Annotated in this window: 19 protein-coding genes; 3 read left to right on the forward strand and 16 right to left on the reverse strand. The window is 42.1% G+C overall.

Annotation, left to right across the window (positions count from 1 at the left end):
* Positions 1–42 precede the first annotated feature (42 nt).
* Entirely contained in the window at positions 43–1,515 is a 1,473-nt protein-coding gene (locus tag IPL35_02230) for an LptF/LptG family permease (GenBank protein ID MBK8442285.1), read from the forward strand.
* Here IPL35_02230 and IPL35_02235 read toward each other — a convergent pair.
* The 13 genes from IPL35_02235 to IPL35_02295 form a co-directional block, all read right to left on the reverse strand.
* Positions 1,499–2,833 (reverse strand): HTTM domain-containing protein, encoded by a 1,335-nt coding sequence (locus tag IPL35_02235; GenBank protein ID MBK8442286.1) that lies wholly within the window; start codon positions 2,831–2,833, stop codon positions 1,499–1,501. The two genes, IPL35_02230 and IPL35_02235, sit on opposite strands and share 17 nt — an antisense overlap.
* Positions 2,834–2,879: 46 nt before the next feature.
* Positions 2,880–3,581, reverse strand: a complete 702-nt coding sequence (locus IPL35_02240; GenBank protein ID MBK8442287.1) for a rhomboid family intramembrane serine protease — start codon at positions 3,579–3,581, stop codon at positions 2,880–2,882.
* Positions 3,582–3,756: 175 nt separating this feature from the next.
* On the reverse strand, positions 3,757–4,650 hold the full coding sequence (gene gldN / locus IPL35_02245; protein MBK8442288.1) for a gliding motility protein GldN: 894 nt from the start codon (positions 4,648–4,650) through the stop codon (positions 3,757–3,759).
* 159 nt (positions 4,651–4,809) lie between these two features.
* Positions 4,810–6,063, reverse strand: coding sequence for a hypothetical protein (locus tag IPL35_02250; protein MBK8442289.1), 1,254 nt, complete (start codon positions 6,061–6,063; stop codon positions 4,810–4,812).
* Positions 6,035–6,355 carry a hypothetical protein gene (locus tag IPL35_02255; GenBank protein ID MBK8442290.1) on the reverse strand — a complete coding sequence of 107 codons (321 nt, stop codon included), beginning with the start codon at positions 6,353–6,355 and terminating at the stop codon, positions 6,035–6,037. Before IPL35_02255 ends, IPL35_02250 begins: the two co-directional genes overlap by 29 nt.
* Before the next feature lie 54 nt (positions 6,356–6,409).
* Positions 6,410–7,201, reverse strand: coding sequence for a gliding motility protein GldL (gene gldL / locus IPL35_02260; GenBank protein MBK8442291.1), 792 nt, complete (start codon positions 7,199–7,201; stop codon positions 6,410–6,412).
* A 231-nt stretch (positions 7,202–7,432) separates the two neighbouring features.
* Positions 7,433–8,713 carry an SUMF1/EgtB/PvdO family nonheme iron enzyme gene (locus IPL35_02265; GenBank protein ID MBK8442292.1) on the reverse strand — a complete coding sequence of 427 codons (1,281 nt, stop codon included), beginning with the start codon at positions 8,711–8,713 and terminating at the stop codon, positions 7,433–7,435.
* Positions 8,714–8,818: 105 nt separating this feature from the next.
* The gene (locus IPL35_02270; GenBank protein ID MBK8442293.1) at positions 8,819–9,784 is read right to left on the reverse strand and encodes a PorP/SprF family type IX secretion system membrane protein; all 966 of its coding nucleotides are present in this window, start codon (positions 9,782–9,784) and stop codon (positions 8,819–8,821) included.
* A 255-nt stretch (positions 9,785–10,039) separates the two neighbouring features.
* Complete coding sequence (locus IPL35_02275) at positions 10,040–10,819, reverse strand: uroporphyrinogen-III synthase (protein MBK8442294.1); 780 nt, start codon at positions 10,817–10,819, stop codon at positions 10,040–10,042.
* A gap of 137 nt (positions 10,820–10,956) precedes the next feature.
* Entirely contained in the window at positions 10,957–12,150 is a 1,194-nt protein-coding gene (locus IPL35_02280; protein ID MBK8442295.1) for a DUF4271 domain-containing protein, read from the reverse strand.
* Positions 12,151–12,191: 41 nt separating this feature from the next.
* The gene (locus IPL35_02285; protein MBK8442296.1) at positions 12,192–14,057 is read right to left on the reverse strand and encodes a BamA/TamA family outer membrane protein; all 1,866 of its coding nucleotides are present in this window, start codon (positions 14,055–14,057) and stop codon (positions 12,192–12,194) included.
* A gap of 49 nt (positions 14,058–14,106) precedes the next feature.
* A complete protein-coding gene (locus IPL35_02290) occupies positions 14,107–14,322 on the reverse strand; it encodes a DUF2007 domain-containing protein (GenBank protein ID MBK8442297.1) in 216 nt (71 codons plus the stop codon).
* On the reverse strand, positions 14,288–15,262 hold the full coding sequence (locus IPL35_02295; GenBank protein ID MBK8442298.1) for a CPBP family intramembrane metalloprotease: 975 nt from the start codon (positions 15,260–15,262) through the stop codon (positions 14,288–14,290). The genes IPL35_02290 and IPL35_02295 overlap by 35 nt, the downstream gene beginning before the upstream one ends.
* A 460-nt stretch (positions 15,263–15,722) precedes the next feature.
* Between IPL35_02295 and IPL35_02300 the strand changes: the two genes are divergently transcribed.
* A complete protein-coding gene (locus tag IPL35_02300; GenBank protein ID MBK8442299.1) occupies positions 15,723–16,637 on the forward strand; it encodes a hypothetical protein in 915 nt (304 codons plus the stop codon).
* Positions 16,638–16,770: 133 nt separating this feature from the next.
* On the opposite strand, the gene IPL35_02305 is transcribed toward IPL35_02300, so the two are convergent.
* On the reverse strand, positions 16,771–20,127 hold the full coding sequence (locus IPL35_02305; GenBank protein MBK8442300.1) for a DUF4175 family protein: 3,357 nt from the start codon (positions 20,125–20,127) through the stop codon (positions 16,771–16,773).
* Between the two features lie 418 nt (positions 20,128–20,545).
* Here IPL35_02305 and IPL35_02310 point away from each other — a divergent pair, with 418 nt between their 5' ends.
* On the forward strand, positions 20,546–21,811 hold the full coding sequence (locus tag IPL35_02310) for a DUF255 domain-containing protein (GenBank protein ID MBK8442301.1): 1,266 nt from the start codon (positions 20,546–20,548) through the stop codon (positions 21,809–21,811).
* A gap of 253 nt (positions 21,812–22,064) precedes the next feature.
* Here the strand turns inward: IPL35_02310 and IPL35_02315 are convergent, their stop codons facing one another.
* Both IPL35_02315 and IPL35_02320 read right to left on the reverse strand, forming a co-directional pair.
* Positions 22,065–22,517: a transposase gene (locus tag IPL35_02315; GenBank protein MBK8442302.1), complete on the reverse strand. Its 453-nt coding sequence runs from the start codon at positions 22,515–22,517 to the stop codon at positions 22,065–22,067.
* Positions 22,518–22,569: 52 nt separating this feature from the next.
* Positions 22,570–23,019 (reverse strand): winged helix-turn-helix domain-containing protein, encoded by a 450-nt coding sequence (locus IPL35_02320; protein ID MBK8442303.1) that lies wholly within the window; start codon positions 23,017–23,019, stop codon positions 22,570–22,572.
* Positions 23,020–23,060 lie beyond the last annotated feature (41 nt).

The following is a 23,060-nucleotide window of genomic DNA, read 5'->3' on the forward strand; positions in this document are numbered from 1 at the left end:
ATTATCTCATTTATACAGCATTATATACCGCATTTTTTAGCTTTGAAAAAAATAGACCTGCTCCTGCTTCGCTCTTTTTTTGCGCCATTCAGTGCCACTTTTTTCATTGCACTGTTTGTGCTGATTATGCAGTTTTTATGGAAATACATTGACGATTTGGTGGGCAAGGGCTTGGAAGTGGGCATCGTTACCGAATTGCTATTCTATTTGTCGGCGAGTGTAGTGCCTTTGGCTTTGCCGATAGCAGTGCTCTTGGCGGCAATCATCACTTTCGGTAAGTTGGGCGAGCATTATGAGTTAGTGGCGATGAAGGCTTCGGGAATTTCGCTGCAACGCATCTTGCTGCCTTTGGCTACGGTAGCTTTGCTGTTGTCGGCAGTGGCTTTTTTGTTTTCCAATTATATGTTGCCCATTGCCAACCTCAAATTCGGCACTTTGCTGTATTCGGTGGTGCAGCAGCGTCCGGTTATCAACATCAAAGAGGGTGTTTTTTATGATGGTATCGAGGGCTATATTTTGCGCATCGGCTCAAAAAATCCCGACAATATCGGCATCAATGATGTGATGATTTACGACCACACCTCCGGACGCGGTTGCAGCAATGTCATTGTTGCCGAGCGCGGCGAGATGGTATCCACCGAAGACGGAAAATATTTGCGCTTCAAATTATACAACGGCAAAAAATACGAGGAACTTTCCGAAACTCCCCAAACCAATTATTCCAAAAAAATCAACCGCGAGCAGGTGCGTCTGCAATTTGAGGAATTGGAAATGCTGATAGATTTATCCGATTTTGGTTTTGAGAAGAAAGACGAAAATTTATTCAAATCCAATCATCAGATGATGAGTGTGGCACAATTGCGTTATCATTTGGATTCCTTACAAAATGATTTGGGTAAAATTACACACGGCACACAAGAACGCCTGCAACCGATGTATTCATTTATGAAAAAAAACTTTCAGCCCGCCTCTGCTGCCCCCGCCACCACCGACAATTTTGCCGCGATGTTGTGTGTTGAAGGCAATGCACAGCGTTCTGCTTGGTTTCGCCGTGCCATTGATGAAGCCCGCAACGCTAAAAGCACCGCCGATTGGGCACGCTCCCAACAAAACTACCTCAAAGAGCGAGCAATGAAATATAGCCTCACTTTACACAAAAAATATTCACTTTCTTTTTCCTGCTTCGTGTTGTTTTTGATAGGTGCGCCTTTGGGTGCTATTATCCGCAAGGGCGGGCTGGGTATGCCGATGGTCGTGTCCATTATCTTTTTTATGTTGTTTCATATTTTAGATACCATTGGCAAAAAATTAGCTGAAGAGTTTGCGGTCGGCACTTGGCAGGGAGCGTGGTTTGCAACTTTTTTCCTACTGCCGCTGGCATTTTTTTTGGTATATAAATCTGCTAATGATTCTGCTTTGTTCAATATAGATGCCTACAAAAAATTTTTCAAACGTATTGGCACTTGGGGCAAAAAAAAGCAAAATCCAATAACATACTCTACTCCATCGGAATAATCCATTGGCTGTAAGGAAGTTGCTGATGATAAATTTCTAATAAATCGCGCTGCGAATTTACAATTTGTTGCGGTGGGCGGCGGTTGAGACTGATAAAATTATCCACCTGAATCAATGGCTGTATAAAATGCTCACGCTTGCCTATTTCTTCCAAAAATGCTGCAAATTGTATCAGCATACGCGGGTCTTCGCGCAAGGTGCGTATTTGTTGGGTATTAATGAAGCGTTCCGCCACCACCGGCATCATCTTCGGTGCGCTTTTTTCGCCGATATAAAAAGTGATTTCTCCTTTGGGCAATTCTTTGATGTGGGTACGGGAAAACCACGCAAACCGACCGCCGATATTATCCCACTGCACATTGCCCGCTACGAAATAATGCCTCAACGGAAACAATACCTGAAAAGCGATATAAGCATATACTAATTTTTGTTGGTAGGGTTGCAATACAAAACTACTGCGTTTTTTATTTGCAACGGCAGCAGAATTATGCCCCAAATTCCACAAAAGAATGGCATTTGCCATCATCAATAAAGGCGCAACGACATCTTCCACAAAAAGGAATATATTGAATGTAGCCATCACCACCAATAGCACAATAGCAAAGCGGCGTGTGCGTGTAAACAGCAGTAAAACGGCAATCAGCAATTCGTAGCACATACTTCCGTAATTAAAAAGTGGCAACACCCAATTTTGCCCCAATAAAGAAGCTGCCCAGTGTCCATTTTGTATATAAGTTGCCAAAATGCTGCGTGTAGGCTCTTGCGACACCAACCAATCATAGCCTATTTTTGACATAAAACTGTAAAAATATACCACTACCAACTGAATTTGGAAAAGCCGCAAATTCCATTCGGGTATCGGATTTCCCCAAAAAGTTTTGTTGCGCATTACACATCTCAGCGAAAAATTATGGTCGCTGCGTGTGCAAGCCAACAAAAAAGAAATCAGCATAAAATAATAAAAAGGGTTGCTGTACAAACTTTTGTCTAAGAGTACCAAATAGCTGAATGTTATAAAAAACAGCAAAGCTCCCCAGCGGCTTCGCCACCCTGTTATTATCCAAAAAGCGGAGCCTATCAGTACCCAGGGCAAAACACGCATAATAGAAGGAGGCAGCAGACGGATAAATGAAAGCCCTTCGTAATAAAACAGGAATTTAGTTGCCAGCAGTCCTTTTTCTACAAAATCTATTTGTATTAAAGTCAATACTTTATACAGCATTAATATCCCGAATACAACTCTGAAAACACCAAGCAAACTGCCATCTGTGGCACGCTGAAAAGATGATGATAGGGTATTGATAAAACGCATAGACATATAATTAAACCCGAATTTTTTGTAATAAAAAAACTTACTAAAATATTTATTCTTCTTCCTCTTGTGGTGCAGTAACCATCAGTGCGGGTTTGGGATATACCATTTTGAAAAATAAACCCGCTGCTACACCAAAGGCAAAGCCGCCGATATGTGCCCACCAAGCTACACCGCCGCTTTGTGCTGTTTCTACATCAGTGGCGTTCATATCCAGCCAAACACTGACGATCTGCTGTACAATCCATATCAGCAGAAAAAATACAGCGCGGATATAAAAGGAGTAGAAAAAAATCACCACTAACATTTTAATGCGCGAGTGGGGAAAAAGTATCAGATATGCACCCAATACAGCGGCAATAGCCCCGCTCGCCCCAATCATAGGCGCGTCGCTGTCCATATTAAAATAAATATGCGTTAAAGATGCAATGATGCCGCCCGCTAGATAAAAAACAAAAAACCTGATATTACCGATAGTGGCTTCTATATTATCTCCAAATACCCACAAAAACATCATATTACCTACTAAATGTGCCCAACCACCATGCAAAAACATGCTACTCAACAAACTATACCAATGGTTGCCAGCAACGATAGATACAGGAATTGCGCCGAAGGTATTAATAAAATCCTCGACTGATTCGCCCAAAAATAGCTGGTAGATAAATATTAAAATATTGACTGCAATAATACTATAGCTAAAAAAGGGGACATAGCCGCGTTGAACTTGTTGGTCGCCGATAGGAAATATCATGTGTGTGAAGTAGCAGAATAGAAGATGAGGTTGTATTGCCTTTTTAGGCGAGGTAAAGATAAGTCGTTTTTAAATACGGTATATTATACAAGAAAAAGCCCCTTTCTCTTTTTCAAGGAAAGGGGCTTTTAATATCAGAATTCAAATCACTGAACCAACTCTATGTAGTGGGGGTTTAGTACTCCCACAAGTCGTGTTCTTTATTTTGAAGTTCTTGCATAATCCGTTTCGATTCCATTTGAGCATCACGACCGGTGGCGTATTCGGAAATACGGCGGTCTTTTGGGTTGGATTCTTTCATTACATAACTGCTGAACAAACGCATCTCAAATACATCTTCCCAAGTAAGTTTTATCGCATCATTTTCGTTCATATTTGCTTCAAATTTGCACAAATAAGGACGAATACTTGGATAATAAACCCATACTAAGGCTTCCGTACCGCGTGATTCTCCGGTATTCGCATCTAGTACATCGCGGATAGGCGAAATCGCCATCACACGCGACACCATGGTAGATGTTTCTTCGTCAAAGAGCCAGTCTTCCTTAATACGGAATTTAGTGTAAGCTTTAGGGTTGATGTCGTTTTTGATAACTTTTTGTACATAGTCATCTTTTTCAAAATCAAATACCATGGTGGTATCCACGCTGCTTAAACGACCTTGTAAATCGCCGACTTTTTGACGCTCTGTGAACGTATCATCTGTAAATACTTCTACATCGGGGTGTTCCTCCATAATACGCAACAACACCGTAATAAAAGGTTGTTTTTCATTAATAAATGCTTCGTTCATTTTTTCGCGGGCATCAATTACTCTCCAAACCCTTTTCGACCAGAACACATCGGCTTCCCGAATTTGGTCGTAAGGCAATGCGATTTTCTCTTTCGTTGCGATTTTTTCATAAGCACCGTCTTGTACCAAAGGCTCTTTAAAATAGTTGCCGATACCGAAAGATACTTTTCCGGTGTCGGGCGATTCTACAGAGCCGGGCTTTTCGGGCTTCTCTGGCGTATTGGTTTCTTGCGCCACAGCCACCGTCATCACGCCGCAGGCTAAAGAAAATGCCAAAACCATTTTTTTAAAATTGTTCATCTCGGGTTCTTAGTTTTTAAATTTTACAAAATTTTAGTCCGTTTTCAATGTAAAAATTTGTTCCGGTATAAAATTGTTTTGGAGTGTATATAACGATTCTTTTAAAAAAATATTGTGTTGTTGTAAAAATATTTTTTACATTACTTTAAATGCGATAGAAGATAAGATACGCTGTGTACCATCGGGACCTACCACTTTAATTTTATCAAAGTAATAAATATCACCGGGTTTTGCTTTATCTATCATCGAGCGCGATTTTCCGTCAAACATAGCACCGCCATTCAAGTTAATTTCCAAGTCGGCACCTTTGGCTGCGCGGGTAATTTCAAAACTTTTTACATCAAATTTTGCATCAAAAACAAAATCATCCAAAGCGGCACGCAAACCTTGTTGGGCTTTAAATTCACCCGAAGGCATAGAACCACCCGACAATTTTCCAATTCTCGGAATAGGGTCAGGAATACGTTTTATACGAAATTCCACCGATTTGCTGATAGCTGAACCATCTTTTTTAGTACCACTCACAGTTACGTTGGCAGTACCTGGCTCAGTTACACGCACTACATAATTACCCGGTCCTTGTTTAGTCATCGAACCACTGCTGATAGAAGCCTTTGTTTGGTCTTCGCGCAAGCCGGTAATAGAAGCCGAAACAGGATTATCCACACCAATATAAAATACATTCATTTTGGTAGGAGATACCACTGCAACGTGGTCTGGTGGAGTGATAATATTAAAGTCAATAGACTTATTTACACTTTTTTGATTACCAAAACCATCTTTGTAGCTGATGTTGGCACTCAAAGTTTGTTTGCCCGGGCTGGACGCTTTTGAAGTATATTTTGCACGACCGCCAGCATCTACCGGATAGCCGCGACCGTTGATACTGATGCTTGGTTTAGACTGCGAACTGGACGCGGTCAAAAATACTTCGGCTTCAATATCTTCACCAGTAATAAAATTACGGCTGTTAGGTACAATCGCTACGTCAAAGCTGTCGAATAATATCTCTTCTTGCGATACGCGGTTTTTTAATTTATCCACGGCTGCCGAAGCTGTATTTTTGGCATCACCTTTAAATTTATCCAACATGGTAATTACGGATACAATCGGCATTTGGTGGAAAGTATAAGTAGCCCAGTCTTTTTGGTCAGAACCCGCCGGAACAGGATCAACTTTTAATAAGGTGGCTTGGTCCATCGCTTGGCGGTCGGCATCAGAAAAGTCAGATCCTTTGAATAAATCCAAAAACTTTTGACGGTATTCTAAAATTTTGGCTTCCAACTCAGATCCTTTTGCCTGATCTATCATATAACTGGTAGGTGCTTCTTGGTCGTCCAATTTGCTTACCCAACCGGTACTATCCAAACCACCGGCGCGGTTGTTCAAAGTATCTTTGATAGGCACTTACATACGCTACGAATTCATCGGCGTATTTGTTGGCTTGTCCGGCAGCATCTAAAAATTTCTGACCGGAGGGGTTTTTCTTAACAGCTTCTTCAAATGCTCTCATAGAGTTAGATACTTTTTTATCCACGGACACGTTAGAATCCTGAATACCTTTATCTAACATTTTAAAAGCGTTGATAATTTCGTTTGAAACGTTGAGCGCTAAGAGGGCAATCAACACCAAATACATGATGTTGATCATCTGCTGGCGCGGCTCCTTAGGTATAGACATCTATAAAGATTGTTTTCAGTGTTAAAAAATAAATTTTCCTTCAAAAAAAAGTTTTTATACTCTTGCAGCAGCACCTTGTGCCATTGCGCTCAACATACTTCCATATACTCCGTTCAAAGAAGTAAGGTTTTTGGAGAGTTTTGAAAGTTGATCTTTATAAACTTTGGTGTCTTCTACCGATTCATTCAAGTTGTTGATAGCATTGGTCAAGTTACCATAGAACTTATTCATAGCTTTGAGGTGGTTGTTGGTGTCTTGCAACTCCAATTCATACACGGCATTCAAAGCAGCCAAGTTTTTAGATACCATTTGCACTTGCTCGTGATAAGCTTTTGTGCCTTCGGTAGCAGAACCCAAATCAGCAGCAATAGAAGCAGCATTACCATAGGCTACTTTTACATCGCCCAAGGCTTTGGCAGCAGCTTTGGCATTAGCGGCATACTCTTGTGTAGCAGCAGCAGTATCAGCTACTGAAGTCAATTTGCCGATATTGTCACCCAAAGATTTCAGATTGCTGCCCAAGCTGTTAATCAAATCATCACCGATACGGGCATTTGCCAAAGAAGCATCTAATTGTTGAGTAAGAGAAGGACCGGCGGCTTTACGAGCAATAGGTTCTTTTCCGGCTAATTCAGGATATACACGTTCCCAAGCGTATTCTTTTGCAGGAGGAATGATACCCTGAATGAAGAAAATAGCAGCTTCCATAAACATCGCATACATCAAAATTTCGTTTGCACCTTTCCAGTGTAAAATTTTGAATAAGGCACCGAGAATGATAAAAGCGGCACCCACACCGATTAAGAGATTTTTGAGGTACTTAAACCACGATGATTCCCAAAACATAATACTTTTGTTGTTTAAAATGGATTAGTTAATAAATGATTATTGTTAAATAAAAGATTAGATTAGATTAGATTATAATTTTTTACAGCAAAACAATGATGTAAAAAATAGAACAAACCTCTCTAATTCATTGTATGAAAAGGCTTGCTCTATTTTTTAGATTTGGTTTTTTATCAAAAAAATAATTTTAAAAAGAAATAAGGGCTTGTTATAAAGATAATGCTAAGAATATTATTTAAAATCGCCCATAGAACGTCCTAAGAACGTGAGTGTAGTACGGAAACCAATATAAGATTTAGAAGTGTCCTGATATTCCCAGTGACGTGTACCAGTTTGGAGATAATATCCTATATCTTTCCAAGAACCGCCGCGCAATACTTTACGGCGAAGCGTCACGGCATCATCTTCTTTTACGTCCCAACGAATATCCGGATTCATATCGTGTATGAAAGAGTAGGCGTTTTCAAAATAAGCAGAAGAAGTCCACTCTGACACATTGCCCGACATATCGTATAATCCATAACCATTGGGGTTATAAGAGCCTACTTTTACGGTATAAAAACCGCCATCTTCGGGATAATTGCCACGACCGGGTTTGAAGTTAGCCAACAAACAGCCTTTGTCGTTGCGAATATAAGGTCCCCCCCAAGGATAAGGAGCTCCTTCCAAGCCGCCGCGAGAAGCATATTCCCATTCGTGTTCGAAAGGCAGACGGAAGTCTTCGCCCATTGTTTCACCGTTTTCTCCGGCGAAGTCATTCCACAATTTAGTGCGCCAGCCGCAGAAAGCATTGGCTTGATTCCAATCCACGCCCACAATCGGATAATCATCAAAAGCAGGGTGCCAGAAGTAATTGCGGGTCATCGGCTCATTGTAAGCATAAGAAAAGTCGCCAATCCAGCACAAAGTATCAGGATAAATGAGTACTTCTTCTTTGCGAATATAGGCACTGCGAGTCTGACCGGATTTGTCTGCTTTATTGTTTTTTGCAGCTTCTTTCCAATCGTACCACTCATAAGCAAATTTGAGTTGTCGCTTATCTACTTCTCTTCTTCCCCAGAACTGATCGTCACCGGTATAAAACATACCTGACAACGCTTCTGCGTCAGCTCCTTCAGCAGCCCAATCAATCGGATACGACCAATCCAAACGCTGTTGTCCGTCTTCGCTTTCGATAAAGGCATCTAACTTCGTCAAAGCGATAGAGTCGCGTACCCAATTAATAAATTGGCGGTACTCGCTGTTGGTGATTTCGGTTTCGTCCATATAGAAACCTTGAATAGAAATGGCTTTGGTGCGTTGGGTAAGGGTGGCATTCACATCTTGGTCTGCCTGTCCGATGTTCAACGTTCCCGAAGGGATATACACCATTCCATACGGATTAATGGTGCGCCACTCTTGTTCGCTTTGTACACCAATCAGTTGCCCATTTGCTTCCGCACTTTGTTTACCGCATCCAACCATCGTTAGAAGCCCGATGCCTATAACACCGCTTAAAAGTATCTTCTTCATAAGTCTTTGAAAATCTTTTTATTTAACTTAAAAGAGTGTATTTAAAATTAGTTAGTTTAATTTTTTTTTAAAAAAATATGTTATCATTTTTATTTTTTATCTTTTTTATAAAAAGCGCGTATTGTAGCGTTTTTTATAATCGCCATCGGGCAACAATCCTTTGAACCGATAGCTTATAAACAATTCGTGCGAAGCAGAACTTGCCTGCTGTATAGCTGATAAAGGCATTTCAAAGGCGTATCCCAAAGTCCAGATACTGTTCAGTTGTACACTCGCCGAAGCTATTGCTGCATCTGCATTATTCAAACCTCTGTATGCAGCCCCTATTCTGAATCGCTCTTCGTATTTTATATTCAATGCTACTTCTGCCTGATGTTGTATGCCGTCGCTTTTAGCAATTACCCAAGGCAACAAAGACCATTGACGAGTGAGTGCTATTTTTCGCATAATATACAACTGCACATTGCTTTTGGCTACATACAAACTGCTTCCTATATCACTGAATTGGTAATCAAAGGGTAGCAATTGTTGAAAGGAGCAACCTATGTTCCAGCTTTTGTTCTCAAAATATATTCCAAAAGTCGCATCGGGTCGCCAAGATACTACATTTTTTACAGGCAACAAAGCATCTTCATGGTTTATATTATTTTGATAGTCGCCTTCCGGTGTTATCAATGCAGCCCCGTTGATACCTTTTTGTGTCATTCCGGCAGCTATACCCACTGCCAGCGTATATCGCTTTTTTTTCCACTGATAGCCGCTTGCTATTGCCAGCGACAAATTTGTTTCTGCGCCGATAGTTTCATAACCTACTATAGCACCTATTCCAGTATTCCAATGAACGATTGGCAAATTTACTGCCAATATTTGTGTTTGCGGCGAACCTTGTAATCCAGCCCACTGTTTTCGGAAGCCCGCATCTAAGCGAATATCCTTCTGTGCTACACTCATCGCCGGATTGAGCAACATCGGAACTTGTGTCCACTGCGATAGTTGTGCCACTTGCTGGGATTTTGCGGAAAAGCACCACAAAAACACTGTTATAAAATAGAGTTGAAGGCGAAAAAGCATTGAAGTTGCTAATTTGAGAAATTATTTTTATTAAAATACATAAAGCACCATACTTTTTTTATTTTTTTTTAAGTTGATGCAACCTTTTTGCACTTCATTTCGTCCGATTTTCACTTTAAACGAAAGCAATATACAAAATATTGTATGTCAAATAAAAATTTTTCCAAAAATAGAAAAAAAAATTTTTTAGTCAAAATTTATCGTGTTGTTCAGCATTTTATGCCTGAAAAAAAACTATCTTTTGTCCGTTATTGACTATACCTTATTTACCTTCTTAATATAAGCATCTAAAGCCATCGTCATAGAGGGATTTTGTTCAGTAGGTGCATTGATATCCAATCGCAACCCTCGCTCGGCAATAGCCTGAGCCGTAGCCTGACCAAAACAGGCGATACGTGTGTTATTCTGATTAAAATCGGGAAAATTGTCGTATAAAGATTTTATTTCTAAAGGAGAAAAGAACACAATAATATCGTAAAAAATATCTTTTAAATCCGACAAATCGCTCACTACTACATTATAGATCACAGCTTCGGCAAAGTTAAAACCCTTACTCGCCAAAAACTCAGGTACTTCATTAGTACGCACATTAGCGCAGGGATACAAAAATTTTTCTTTGCTTTTGTGTTTTTCTAAAATACTGAACAAATCATTTTTTTTGTTTTTATTATAGAAAACTTTTCGTTTGCGATAGTCAATAAATTTTTGTAAATACAAAGCAATTGCCTCTGATGAACAAAAATATTTCATATCCGGTGAAATAGCAATGCGCATTTCGTTACACAGATTAAAAAACTGGTCAATCGCCATTTTACTCGTAAAAATAATAGCAGTAAAATCAGAGGGATTGGCTTTTTCGCGGCGAAATTCTTTGGCAGTTACCGGTTCTACTTGAATAAATTGACGAAAATCTATTTTAATTCCATATTTTTCTGCTAAGTCGCTGTAAGGGTTTTTGGCGGAAGCGGGTGGCGGTTGCGAGATCAGAATAGATTTTACTTCACGATCAACTTGCTGTTCTACATTTTGTCCCATTTATATTTGCTTACAATATTTTTTTAAAGCTAAGAGAGATGGTTGAGTAATAAATAAAATAGTTGTTGCAGGTGTTTTGAAACAGAGTAATGTTTTTTATATTATTTTTTTGCTCAGTATTGCCAATATTTTTATCATTAATAAAAAGGGTACAATTTCAAGGGCGCAAAGATAAAGAAAAAATATAATTTATTTGAACTTATTATATCCGAAGCAATACGTAAGCCGCGCAAATAGCGTATTGCTATAAAAAAAATACCCACTCCCAAACCTGTCACCAACCACCAGGTGGGATTCCAATAGACCGCTACTACCAAAACCGGCAGCAAAAAAATGCTCATTGCTATATCTGTAATGACGGTTTGATAATAGTAAAAAGAGATTTTATTGCCCACAGGCAACAAAGTTGCTATTCCTTTTAAAAAGAAAAGTCGTGCCAAGAGTACCAAAGCAATAAAAAAAATAAGTACTGCCAACATAGGTAGGTAGTTTTTGTAGGGCAGAGGAATAAAAAATTTATAGACTTCGAATATAAAAAGCGAATAAATGACACATAAATTGATGCTTAATAAAACATCGGGGAGCGAAAAAGGGGCAATGCGCTCTTCAAAATAAATGCGTGCCGAATGATAGTTTATCAGGGATTTGTACAAACTACGGCTGTATTCGGGAAACCCCTGCCATACCATTAAAAACAAGGCTACACAAGCACAAAAAATATAAAACAGCCAAGTGCGCTCCTGATACGGTGCGGTGGCACGCGGCGTAATGGGCGGGCGATAGGCGGAAATGACGGTATCGGCTAAGGGGCAGGTGTCGCGCATTGCCATATTGAGCAGGGAGTCGGCGGCGGCGGTATCCCACTGTAGGGAGTCAGCGATAATGAGTGCAGCGGTGCTGTCCCATACAAAAGGCTGAGGACCTACGGCATAGCGATTTTCTAAAGCGAGGCGTTCGCTGTCTGTCCAGCCAAAATGAAAAGGGCGCGGACCTACGAGGAGGCTGTCCCACACAGGGCGGTGCGACAAGCGCGTGTGCATGGAGCGTTCGGGCTGAAAGAAGTCGTCTTCGTAGTAGGAAGATGATGAAAATACCGCAGCGGGGGCAGCACTGCCAACAGTGTTGTAATTATTCGGCGGTGCGGTGCTTGGTGCGGCGGCAGGTGGCGGTGCGGTAACGGCGGGTGCTACTGCCTCAGTTTGGCGGCTTGTATCGGCGGTGGCGGGTGCTTCGTTTTGAGCCGATACCGTATAGCCGAGCAGTAAACAGGCACACATTACACATAAAACTACCGTACCCCGCAGTGTATTCACCACAGTTTTTAATTCCAAAGAATAGAAATAAATACGTTTTTTTTGATTCACCACCTTTGCTAAAACCAATTAATATAAGCCACATGCACTTTGGCACGCTGCAAAGATACTTTGAAATTTTCATCTTCACGCATACCGCTTGCATAAGTAAGTGATAATACGCCGCCTTGTGTAGCTATCTGAATACCGCCACCCACCGCCAGCAAATGTGTGACGGCGTTTGGGGAGGCAGCAGTGGCGGCGGCTATCCGCGCACCTTCGGTAAAGGCAAAGAAAAACGACCTACCCTGTAGCATATAGCGATACTCCAAAACAGGCAGCACATAATAAGGTGTGCTGATACTTTGTTCGTCGAAGCCGCGCAGGGCGTGTATGCCTCCAATCCGAAACCACTCGTTGCGGTAGGTATCGTTTTTTGAAGAAGCAGCGGCAGCTATATTATTCAAAAAAGCGGCAAAAATTGCGGTTTTTACAACCGATTTGTTTTTGATATTCCAATAATATTGCGCACTTGCTTCTATTGTCCATTGTGTGCTTTTTAATGATAGCGCATCATAAAGGGCAGCAAAAGAAAAAGCAGTGTCGTTGGGCAAGCGCAGAGAGGTGATGCTGTTGTTTTTGCGGATAATGCGCTGCCCGATACCGCCTTTGCAAGATAGCGCATAACCCTTTGTAGGAGCAATATCGTCATTTAAAGTACGATATTGCACGGTTGCACCGTAAAGCGTTCTTTTTACATCTAATTGAGATGGCAACTGCTTTTGGGCGAGCAGGGCGAGTGTATCTATCTGCAATAAATCGGAAGTCTTTTTTTCTACAAAAAATTGCACATCTATAAAAGCCAAAGGGCTGTATTGGAGTGCTGAATACCAGCGCACCTCGCGGAATTGCAGGCGATTCAGGAATACATCAAAATGCAAGGCTGCTCCAAAAGGCAGATAAGGCAGGTACAGAAAAGCGACTTTGCTCTTTATCTCCGACATTTCTTTGTTCAAAGCACGATACCAAAAAGCAAACTGTTCGCCCTGCCCCAAAGTATTATATAATTGTAAATCGGCTTCGCCCAAGATGGCGTATTTTCCCTGCGATTGCGCCTGTAAGCCGAGCATAGCACTGAAGCGGTTGGCGTTGGTGCTTTTGGCAAAAAGATGAATGATGGCTTCTTCTCCTACAAAACGCACTTGCGGTTTTTGGGTAGCGGTTAAAAAAGGTAATTGACGTTGGCGTTTTTCAATGCGCTGTAAGGCTGCTTCGCTGTAGAGGTCGCCGCGTGCGATGCCGAAATATTGCTGAATAAAACGCTGCCGCAGGCGCACATTGCCTTTGAGGGCGATACTGTCTATGCTGATACGCTCGTGCGGCACTACCCGAATGCTTGCCACGGGCGTAGTTGCGACGGTTTGCAACTGAACCTGTGCAAAAGGGTAGCCGTTGTTTTCGAGATATTGGAGCAGGCGGTGTCGCAGTTGTAGCCAATCGGTTGCGAGGCAGGGGCGATGTTCGGAGCAGACGGGCAGAGAAATTTTGGAGCGTTGCAACCAATAGGCGGCGGTGCTGTCGCTGTGCCATTGCTGCCATTGGGCGGCAGCACCTACATATATATATATAGTGGTGGTGTCGGTGATGGCATTTTTGAGCAGGGAATCGATGGAGGCGGCAGGGTAGCCGTTATCGCGGAGGGTGGTGATAGACTGTTGGAGTTGGGCGTGTAATAAAGAGTCGGTGGCGGTAAAAAACGGGAAAAAGGGCAGTGCTTTTTGAAAAAGGCGGCGACTGTCGGGGTCACCTTTCAGTTGCAGATAAATGGTATCGGCGGCAGTGGCAACTGCGGCAGGCGGTGCAACTTTGCTGTTTTGTGCCGTTGCTGTGTGGTAAGGAGCAAAAAAAACAAGAAGTATTGCACTCAACCACCACACAGACACCACAAGCGCGAGCAGCCGCGCAAAAACAAAAGGACTGCTGCACGGGTGCTTATCAGGTTTCGTCTTTGGAAATGAGCTTGCGCAGCAAAAAAAGAGCGCGGATAGTTTCTGCTTGTGGTACATACACCTCAATTTCGCCAAATAAATAGGCATAATCTTGCTTATTGATAATTTGTACAGCTATTTTATTTTCTTCCAAAATAGCTTTGGCGATTTGTATTTCGTACAATTGATTACTCGCCCATATTTTTACCCATTTCACCTGCATCGCTGATATTGTTTTTTTGTTGAAAATACTGATAAAATTTCCACAAAAAAAACGCCAAACCTGCCGAGCCAAGTGCCGAGCCGATAAACAACTGCAAAGACATTTGTATATTTTGGGAAGCTGATAAATCTTCTGTGCCGCTCCAATAGGTCATCAGCACCTGCACGCCGTTGTTGATAAAATGAACGGCGACAGGATACCAAAGGTTGCCGCTCCAATAATACAAATAGCCCAACCAAATGCCGATAAACATACGCGGCAGAAATCCAAAAAACTGAAAATGTATGGCACTGAATATAACGGCGGTGAGCAAAATGGCGACGTGTATGTTGCCGTTCAGCGTGCGCTGCAACAGCGGCTGCACCGTACCGCGAAATACCAACTCCTCTCCTACTGCGGGCAACACTGCCACCATCAGGAGATTCAGCAGCAAATCGCCGATGCCTTCGGCGCGGAGAAAATACTCTGTAAGGCGGGCGGCTTCTGATTCGCTGGCACGCATCCAATTTTCTATATCGCTCATAAAAGCGGGCAGCGACAATTGCTGATTGAGCCAAAACAGCAGCGTAATTGCCGAAAATCCCAATACGGCAATGCCTACACAATACAACAAAGGAAGCGATTCGGGAGCATTTTGTATGCCGATGTATTTTTTCCAGTTTTTATGGGCGATATAAGCAGCAAATAACAGGGGCGGCAGTACAAAAAAAGCGATAGAAGAAATTATCTGAAACCATTTAAAAAAGGTAAGGTGTGCCGAAAAATCTTCATCTAAACGCTCCACTGCTGTCAGGTCAATGCCTGCCCACAGAGCAATACCCGCAAAAACGGCGGAAATGGCAATGCCGCAGATGCAGACAAAAGCAATAAACAGCAGCAGTGAGCGAAACGCCGATAGGGAGGGCGGAAGCGATGACGTTGAAGCAGATGGTGAATTCATATCACAAAAATAGTGCAAAAACGGGTAATTTTAACCTTCCTCAATCCGTCCTTCAAAGGAGGGAAGTTTTTTTTTTATTTTTTAACAGCTTTGGCAAAGTTTGAGGCTTTTTCAAAGTTAAACACTGTTACTTATGTCGTGGGCAACCCCAACTTTGACAAAGTTGAGGCTTTTTCAAAGTTAAACACTGTTGCTTATGTCGTGGGCAACGCCAACTTTGACAAAGTTGGGGCTTTTTCAAAGTTAAATACTGTTGCTTATGTCGTGGGCAACCCCAACTTTGACAAAGTTGGGGCTTTTTCAAAGTTAAATACTGTTGCTTATGTCGTGGGCAACCCCAACTTTGACAAAGTTGAGGCTTTTTCAAAGTTAAACACTGTTGCTTATGTCGTGGGCAACGCCAACTTTGACAAAGTTGGAACTTTGTCAAAGTTAAACACTGCTGCATTTACCTTTTGCAGTGCCGCATTTGCCTTTTGCGGTGCCGCATTTACCTTTTGCAGTGCCGCATTTACCTTTTGCAGTGCCGCATTTACCTTTTGCAGCGCCGCATTTACCTTTTGCAGCGCCGCATTTACCTTTTGCAGTGCCGCATTTGCCTTTTGCGGTGCCGCATTTATCATTTGCGGTGCCGCATTTGCCTTTTGCGGTGCCGCATTTATCATTTGCGGTGCCGCATTTATCATTTGCGATGCCGCATTTACCTTTTGCGGTGCCGCATTTACCTTTTGCGGTGCCGCATTTATCATTTGCGGTGCTGCATTTACCTTTTGCGGTGCCGCATTTACCGTTTGCAGTGCCGCATTTACCTTTTGCAGCGCCGCATTTACCTTTTGCAGTGCCGCATTTGCCTTTTGCGGTGCCGCATTTACCTTTTGAGGTGCCGCATTTACCTTTTGCGGTGCCGCATTTACCTTTTGCGGTGCCGCATTTACCTTTTGCGGTGCCGCATTTACCTTTTGCACTGCTGTATTTTGCGTGGGCACTGCTGCATTTTGCGTGGGCACTGCTGCATTTTGCGTGGGCACTGCTGCATTTTGCGTGGGCACTGCTGCATTTTGGGTGGGCACTGCGGCATTTTGCGTGGGCACTGCTGCATTTTGTGGGCACTGCTGCATTTTGCGTGGGCACTGCTGCATTTTGCGTGGGCACTGCTGCATTTTGCGTGGGCACTGCTGCATTTTGCGTGGGCACTGCTGCATTTTGCGTGGGCACTGCTGCATTTTGCGTGGGCACTGCTGCATTTTGCGTGGGCACTGCTGCATTTTGCGTGGGCAACCCCAACTTTGACAAAGTTAGAACTTTGCCAAAGTTAAACACTGCTACATTTCATTTACCCTTTAGCCCTTCCGATAGAATTTTGAGAATAATATAGGTAGTATTTAAGGATATAAACTTACAGATTTACGGCAAACAATATTCTGTCAAAACAAAAAAGAGAAACATAAACCAAACGCTATGTTTCTCTTTTTTTATTTAAAAATAAGCAGGGTATAATCTATACAGCATCAAAAATTGATAGACTTGAAATATTCCTCTACCATTTTTTTGTAGTAAGATTTCATTGAAGGCGGCACGGTTTTGTAGAGTTCTACCTCCGACTGGCGTTTTTTGAGGTATTCCTCAATTTCGGGCGGGGTGGTTTTGGTGCGCTCCTGTGCGCTGTTAGATTCTCTTTTGTTGTCCATTTCGCGCTCGCGCTCGGCTTTTTCGGCTTCGAGGAGGCGCGTCAAAATATCTTGTTGGCGTTTTATCATCTCGCTGCTGAGGTTGCGATTGACGATGTCCTTTTCTGTTTTTTCCATTTCGTCCATGAGCTTTTCCAAATCGCTGAGTTGTTTTTTGCCGTCTTTATTTTGTTCTTCATTGAGTTGGCGCAGGGCATTTCGGATAGCCTGTTGTTGGGCGGCGGCTTGTGCGAGTTCTTTGCTCATTCCTTTTTTGCCATCTTTGCCCGCTTTTCCGGCTTGCCCGTCTTTGCCTTTCATCATTTCCTCCAATTGTTTGTTCAGGGCTTCCTGCATCTGGCGCATACCGGTGGCGTTTTTCTTTGATTTTCCTTTGCCGCTGCCGTTGCCGCCGGGTTTGTCGCAAGAGCCGCTACCGGGCATTCCCGACATTTGTTGCTGCTGCATCTGCTGCAAAGACTCTTCGAGCATCAAAGCCAAATTGTTGGTACTCGTCATTACATACTGCTGATTGATGGCGGCGGGGGCTATTTTGCGCTCGCCCAAATGCTCCAGCGATTCTTTCATATTGGCATCTACGTTGGAGAGTTCTTTGAGCACAAAAGATTCTATCTGAAACACGCGCTTGCTGAGGGCAATGAGGCTGTCTTCAATGATTTGAAAATCATCGTTGAGTTTGAATTGCTCCTGCACCAAAGGCACAAAACCCGGATTGTTGGCGGTGGTTTGCTGAAAACGGTTCATCACATCTTCTTGGTCTTTTGACATGGTGATGAGGTTTTCCAACAACTGGCGCACGGCTTTCATATCTTCGCCCTGCTGCTGCTGTTGCTGCTCCTGCATATCCGTCTGCATTTTATTCGCCATTTTTTTCATTTTTTGTGCTGCACTTTGCTGCTTTTGGCTGGCGGGTTTGCTCTGATTTTGCTCCAATTGCTCCGAGCTTTCCTGCATTTCCTGTTCTATTTCTTCGCTTTGCTCTTGGTTTTCTTTCATATCTTCGGTGTCCTGCTTCAACTCTTCCTGCATTTTTTCCATTTTTTTCATCTCCTCCTGCACTTTTTCAAATTCCTCATTCAGTTCTTCCTGTTTTTTCTCCTGCTCATCTAAGTTGCCGCTTTTATTTTGCTCGGTTTCTTCGGATAATTTTTCTTCTTTTTCAGCCAGTTCGTTGAGTTTTTCGATGGTTTCCTCCATTTTCTGCTCCATCTCCAATTGCTTCATCAGTTCCTCCATGCGCTCCAATTCGCGCTGCAACTGCTCGTCCGAAATTTTCATATCCTCCATTTTTTCCATTGTTTCCTCATTTTTCATCTGGTCTAACAATTCCTGCAATTTTTGCATCATTTCCTTCATTTCATCACTCAGCACCTCGTTCATCATTTTTTCTACCTGCTCTTTTTTCTGCTGAATATTTTCCGACATTTCTTTAAACTGCTCCTCGCTGCGGTTATTTTTTTCCATTTCGTTTTTCAAATTTTCCAAATTCTGCTGCAACTGCTCGTGTTTTTGGAGCGTTTTCTGAATTTTTTCGCGGTCTTGCCAATCCAATTCTTTTTTCTGCACCAATTTTTCCTGAATATCTTTCACTTCTTTTTGCAGTTTTTTGGCTTCTTTTACGGCATCTTGCATAGCATCTTGAATTTCTTCGTTTTTCTGCGCCACCAAAGAATCCAACTGCTCCACCGAAGGCAAAGCGTAATTAAATACCTGCGATTTGGTGGACTTTGCGCCGTTTACGCCGTCATTGTCCCACACTTCAAAATAATAAGTGAGCTTGTCGCCGCTTTGAATGTTGAGTTGCTGCAAGTCCCAGTTGTAGTTGAAAGTGGCGGCGTTGCTGCTGCCATTGATGGCTACAGGCAAAGTATTGAGTGTGCCGGCTTGGTTGCCGTGCTGAATTTGATAGCGCAAAGCCAAACGGCTGATGCCGTAATCGTCTCCGGCTTCGCCCAAAAAGTAGAGCATTTTGTTGTCGGTGCTGTCGGCGTATTGCTGCACCGAAATGGTGGGGTGCAAATCGGGTGTCACCGATATAAAATACGAAACAGAGTCGGCATTTTTGATTTTATCATTGGAAATAAAAACAGTATAGCGGGCATCTTTGAGCAGGTGCTGGCTGTACGAAAACAGTTGCTCATCGTTGCGGGTGGCATCGGCGAGGGCATTGTTGCCAAAATGCACCTGCACTTTGTCGGTGTTTTGGGCTTCAAAACTCCAGCGAATTTTAGTACCGACCGGCACATTGAGGTCGCCGCTATTGTTGAGGGTTTCGTCGGCTTTGCCCGTGTAGGCAGGATAATCCAAAGCCGCACTGAAACGGAGCATCGCCGGTTTGGGCAACACTTTCAGCGTGTAGCTGTTGGACGGAAAACCCTCCGATTCCAAATGAAAATCAATATCTTGCTGTACTTTATTAAATTGATAAGTATAATGATTATTATCTATTTTTTTGAGTTTATAGGGATAATTATTGAGGTTAATAAAAGCCTCATTGGGCAAAACATTTCCATCAACTTCTATTTCCAGCAAAAAATCTTCGTATTGCGCCACTTCTAAATTTTCATTATTTATTTTAAATGAAAAAGGAGCTTCGCGCTCAAAAACCTGATTATTATTGATGAGGCGGTTTGCGCCGTTTTTGATGAGGCTGGGGGCTGCAAACAACAAAAACAACAGTACGGCAAAAGGCACAAGGGCGTATTTGAGGTATTGGCGGTTTTTGCCCAAATCAATAGCGGCACGAAAAGGTACGAGTTTAATTTCGTCTATTTTTTGGTCAATGCCCGCTTCCAATAGTTCCGAAGGATTGCTGCCCGCCTGCGCTTTGAGTTGCAGAATATTGAGCAATTTGTCTTTTACATTCGTAAAGTGCGTACCGATAATACTCGCTGCCTGCTCGTGGGAGATGACCCTGCCGAGTCGGAAATAATGCAGCAAAGGATTGAGCACCCACACCGCAAAACTCGCCGTCGCCGTACCCACAAAACTCCAAAAAAGCACTTTGCGCACGGTGGTGGAAAAATAAAAATTGTACTCCAATACGGTGGCGAGCAAAAAAAACGCCAATACCAACCCAACCGTATAAAGCGTACCTCTGATGAGTTTATTGAGATAATATTTGCGGATAAAACGGTCAAGTTTTTCTATCAGTAGTTGATAATTATTGTATGCCATAGTTCAGTGTTCCCCGAAAATCCTTTTTTTAATTGCTAAATAAGCGGTAGGTGTACCGTTTTTTTTCTTTTAGCGAGCGCAAAGCTATCTAATTTTATTGCACCTCGCAAAAGCTATAACATAAATTATACCCAAAATGAATAAAAAAGCGCGACAAATAAATTTGTTTTAACAGATTTTAACGCCATTCGCCCCACAGTGTTTATATTTTTGGAGCTTGGGTATAATAATTGTTGGATTTATCCGAATACAAAAACAAATATTAGCACAATGTGCAGCATTTAAAAAAAGCTATATAGCATAATTTCCTTGTATATTGCTTGGTTTACGCTGTATTATTTTTCGTTTTTTTTAAAAATATCTAATTTAGTGTGTTTTATTGATGGTTAAATTTTTATTTTTTAATACAATCATGAAGATGAAAAAAAATATCAAAACTGTACTTACGAGTATGTTGGCGGCATTACTCGTATTTCCGCTTACTTCTTGCAACTCGCAAGACAGCCCCAAATTGCCGCCGCCCGATGCCAAACAAGTTGTGTTTGTAACCGAAAGTTTGGAGCAAGCCTTAGCACAAGGCAAACAACTCAACAAGCCTGTTATTTTTGAGATATTTCAGGAGGGCTGCCCGCACTGCGAAGATATGGCGCGTTTTTTCAACAGCGACACCACCATCGCCCACTATCTCAACCGCAATTTTATAATGGGAAAAACCGAAAAAAATTCGGCGGAGGGCGAAAAAATTTCGCGCAACTACAATGTAAGCTCTTATCCGCTATTTTTGATATACAACGTTCAGGGCGAGCAGTTAGAAATCAACAACGGTATGCCCAACAACATCAATTTTAAGGCGATTGTACAAAATATAATAGCCGGCAAAAGCGGTTATTTTGTAGATAAAAGCCGTTTTTTAGCGGGCAATTTAGCACCGAAGGACAGCACACTCGGCGAGGCTTTAATCAAAAAAGCGTGGATTGTGAACGACCCCTCCGCCAATTCCCTCATCAATGCCACTTTTGATTTGTATCCCAACAAACAACACAGTATGCTCAGTGAGCCGAAATGGGAAATGTTACGCCGCAATGTTTACGACAGTCAAAATAAAATGGCGGCTTATGTGATGGAAAACAAAGACCTCTTCCGCAAAACTTTCGGCGATGATGATGTGAATAATATTTTAAAATTTTATGGTATCAATACGATGGTGAGTGGCATTTTGAAAAAAGACGAAACGCTGCGCACCACCGGAGAATCTTTTTTGAACAATATCGGTTTCAGCCCGCAGGATTTGAACAAATCAATGACGTGGGCAAGCGCACAAGGCTACTACAAAACCGCCGACCCCGACAACTATACCACCCAAATAGAAAAATATTTTACTTTTATCAATCCCACCGGAGGCAATTATGCTATGGCTGCCGACAACCTCAACAAAATATGTGCGCAAGGAGCTTGCCTGACTAAATTGGTGGAGTGGTGCGAAAAGGGCGAAAAATTGGCGGTAAGCGGCGGCAGCGATGGTTTGCTGGCGAAATTCTGGATTATCCGCGCCAAAACCGCCCTCAAAAACGGCGATAAGCAAAACGCCAAAATGTGGGCAGAAAAATCGCTCGCCAAAACTAAAGAGTTGAATTTGATAACAGTGGGGGCAGGGGAATTTTTGAAGGAGCTGGAAGGAAAATAAATATTGGGTATCTTCCTAAAAAACATCAAAAATAGAAGAAGATGGGGCAATAAAATGAAGTGCAAAAATTTATATCCAATTATTCCCTTTCTCTAAACAAATAAACGCAGCAACAAAATCAAAACTTATAAAACAAAAAACAGTGGCAAGTGAATACTTGCCACTGTTTTTTTTATAGTCAATTCAATTATGATTAATCGCTGTATGTTTATTCAGAACCAATGATTTTTTATTTATAATACCAAATAAACATCTAAAAGGCACAGTTTGTAAAAAGTTTCCAACCTGTAATGGATTGAATGATAACGTTACTCATATCGTTGATAATATCAGTGACTTTGGCGGAGAGTTCTTCCAGATCTTTGCAAATAATGTTAGCAGTTTTGCCCTTGATGAATCGCCATATCATCTCTGCGGGGTTTAATTCGGGAGAGTAAGGAGGAATAAACAACAGATGAATATTTTTAGGAATTACCAATTGTCGGCTGTGGTGAAAAGCACCATTGTCAAGTAGAATTATCTTGAATTCTTCAGGCTTTTGTACGGAGAGTTTATCTATAAATATTTGAAAGCAGACCGTATTACAGTAAGGCATTTCTAAGGTAAGATTGTCTCCGTTGATGGGGAATAGGCACCAAAGAGATAGAAGTTTTGGAAGCGATGTTGGTAAGCTACGATGGGTTTTACGCCCTTTGCGGTAAGGCATCGTCTTATATTGGGCAATAACCCGACCCTGCTTTCGTCAGCAACATAAATATTTATACACTGGCAGCCTGAAAGACGAAACTCCTTATTTTTAATGCCTTCTGGCGTGTTTGATAAGTTTTTTTAAAAGAATCAACCGCCGCTTCGTCCTTTTTGATATGGCTTTTTCTACCCACCTTGAGTTTTGTGCCAAAGTTTCGCTTCAGATACATCCTTACCGTATTGTATTGTTTTTCAATACCCAACTCCGACTTCAGCCACTGCTGTGCTTCTTTGTAGCTGCGCAACCCATTCTTGGGATCTTTTAGCTTTTGCGATATCCGCTCCTTGTCTGCTGTCTCGAGTTGGCTACGGAAATCACCACCTCTATTGTCCCTGAGCAATCCATCAAGTCCTTGCGATTGGTAAGTAGATTTCCACCTGTTTATCGAACGCACAGAAGCCCCTGACTTGATGGCAAGAAGATGATTGTGGTGGATACCGCTTTGGATATTCATCAACATCTTTATTTTAGAAACGCCCTTCCTTTTGGCTTTTTATGTAG

This window comes from Sphingobacteriales bacterium (genome assembly GCA_016711285.1).
Taxonomy (GTDB): domain Bacteria; phylum Bacteroidota; class Bacteroidia; order Chitinophagales; family UBA2359; genus JADJTG01.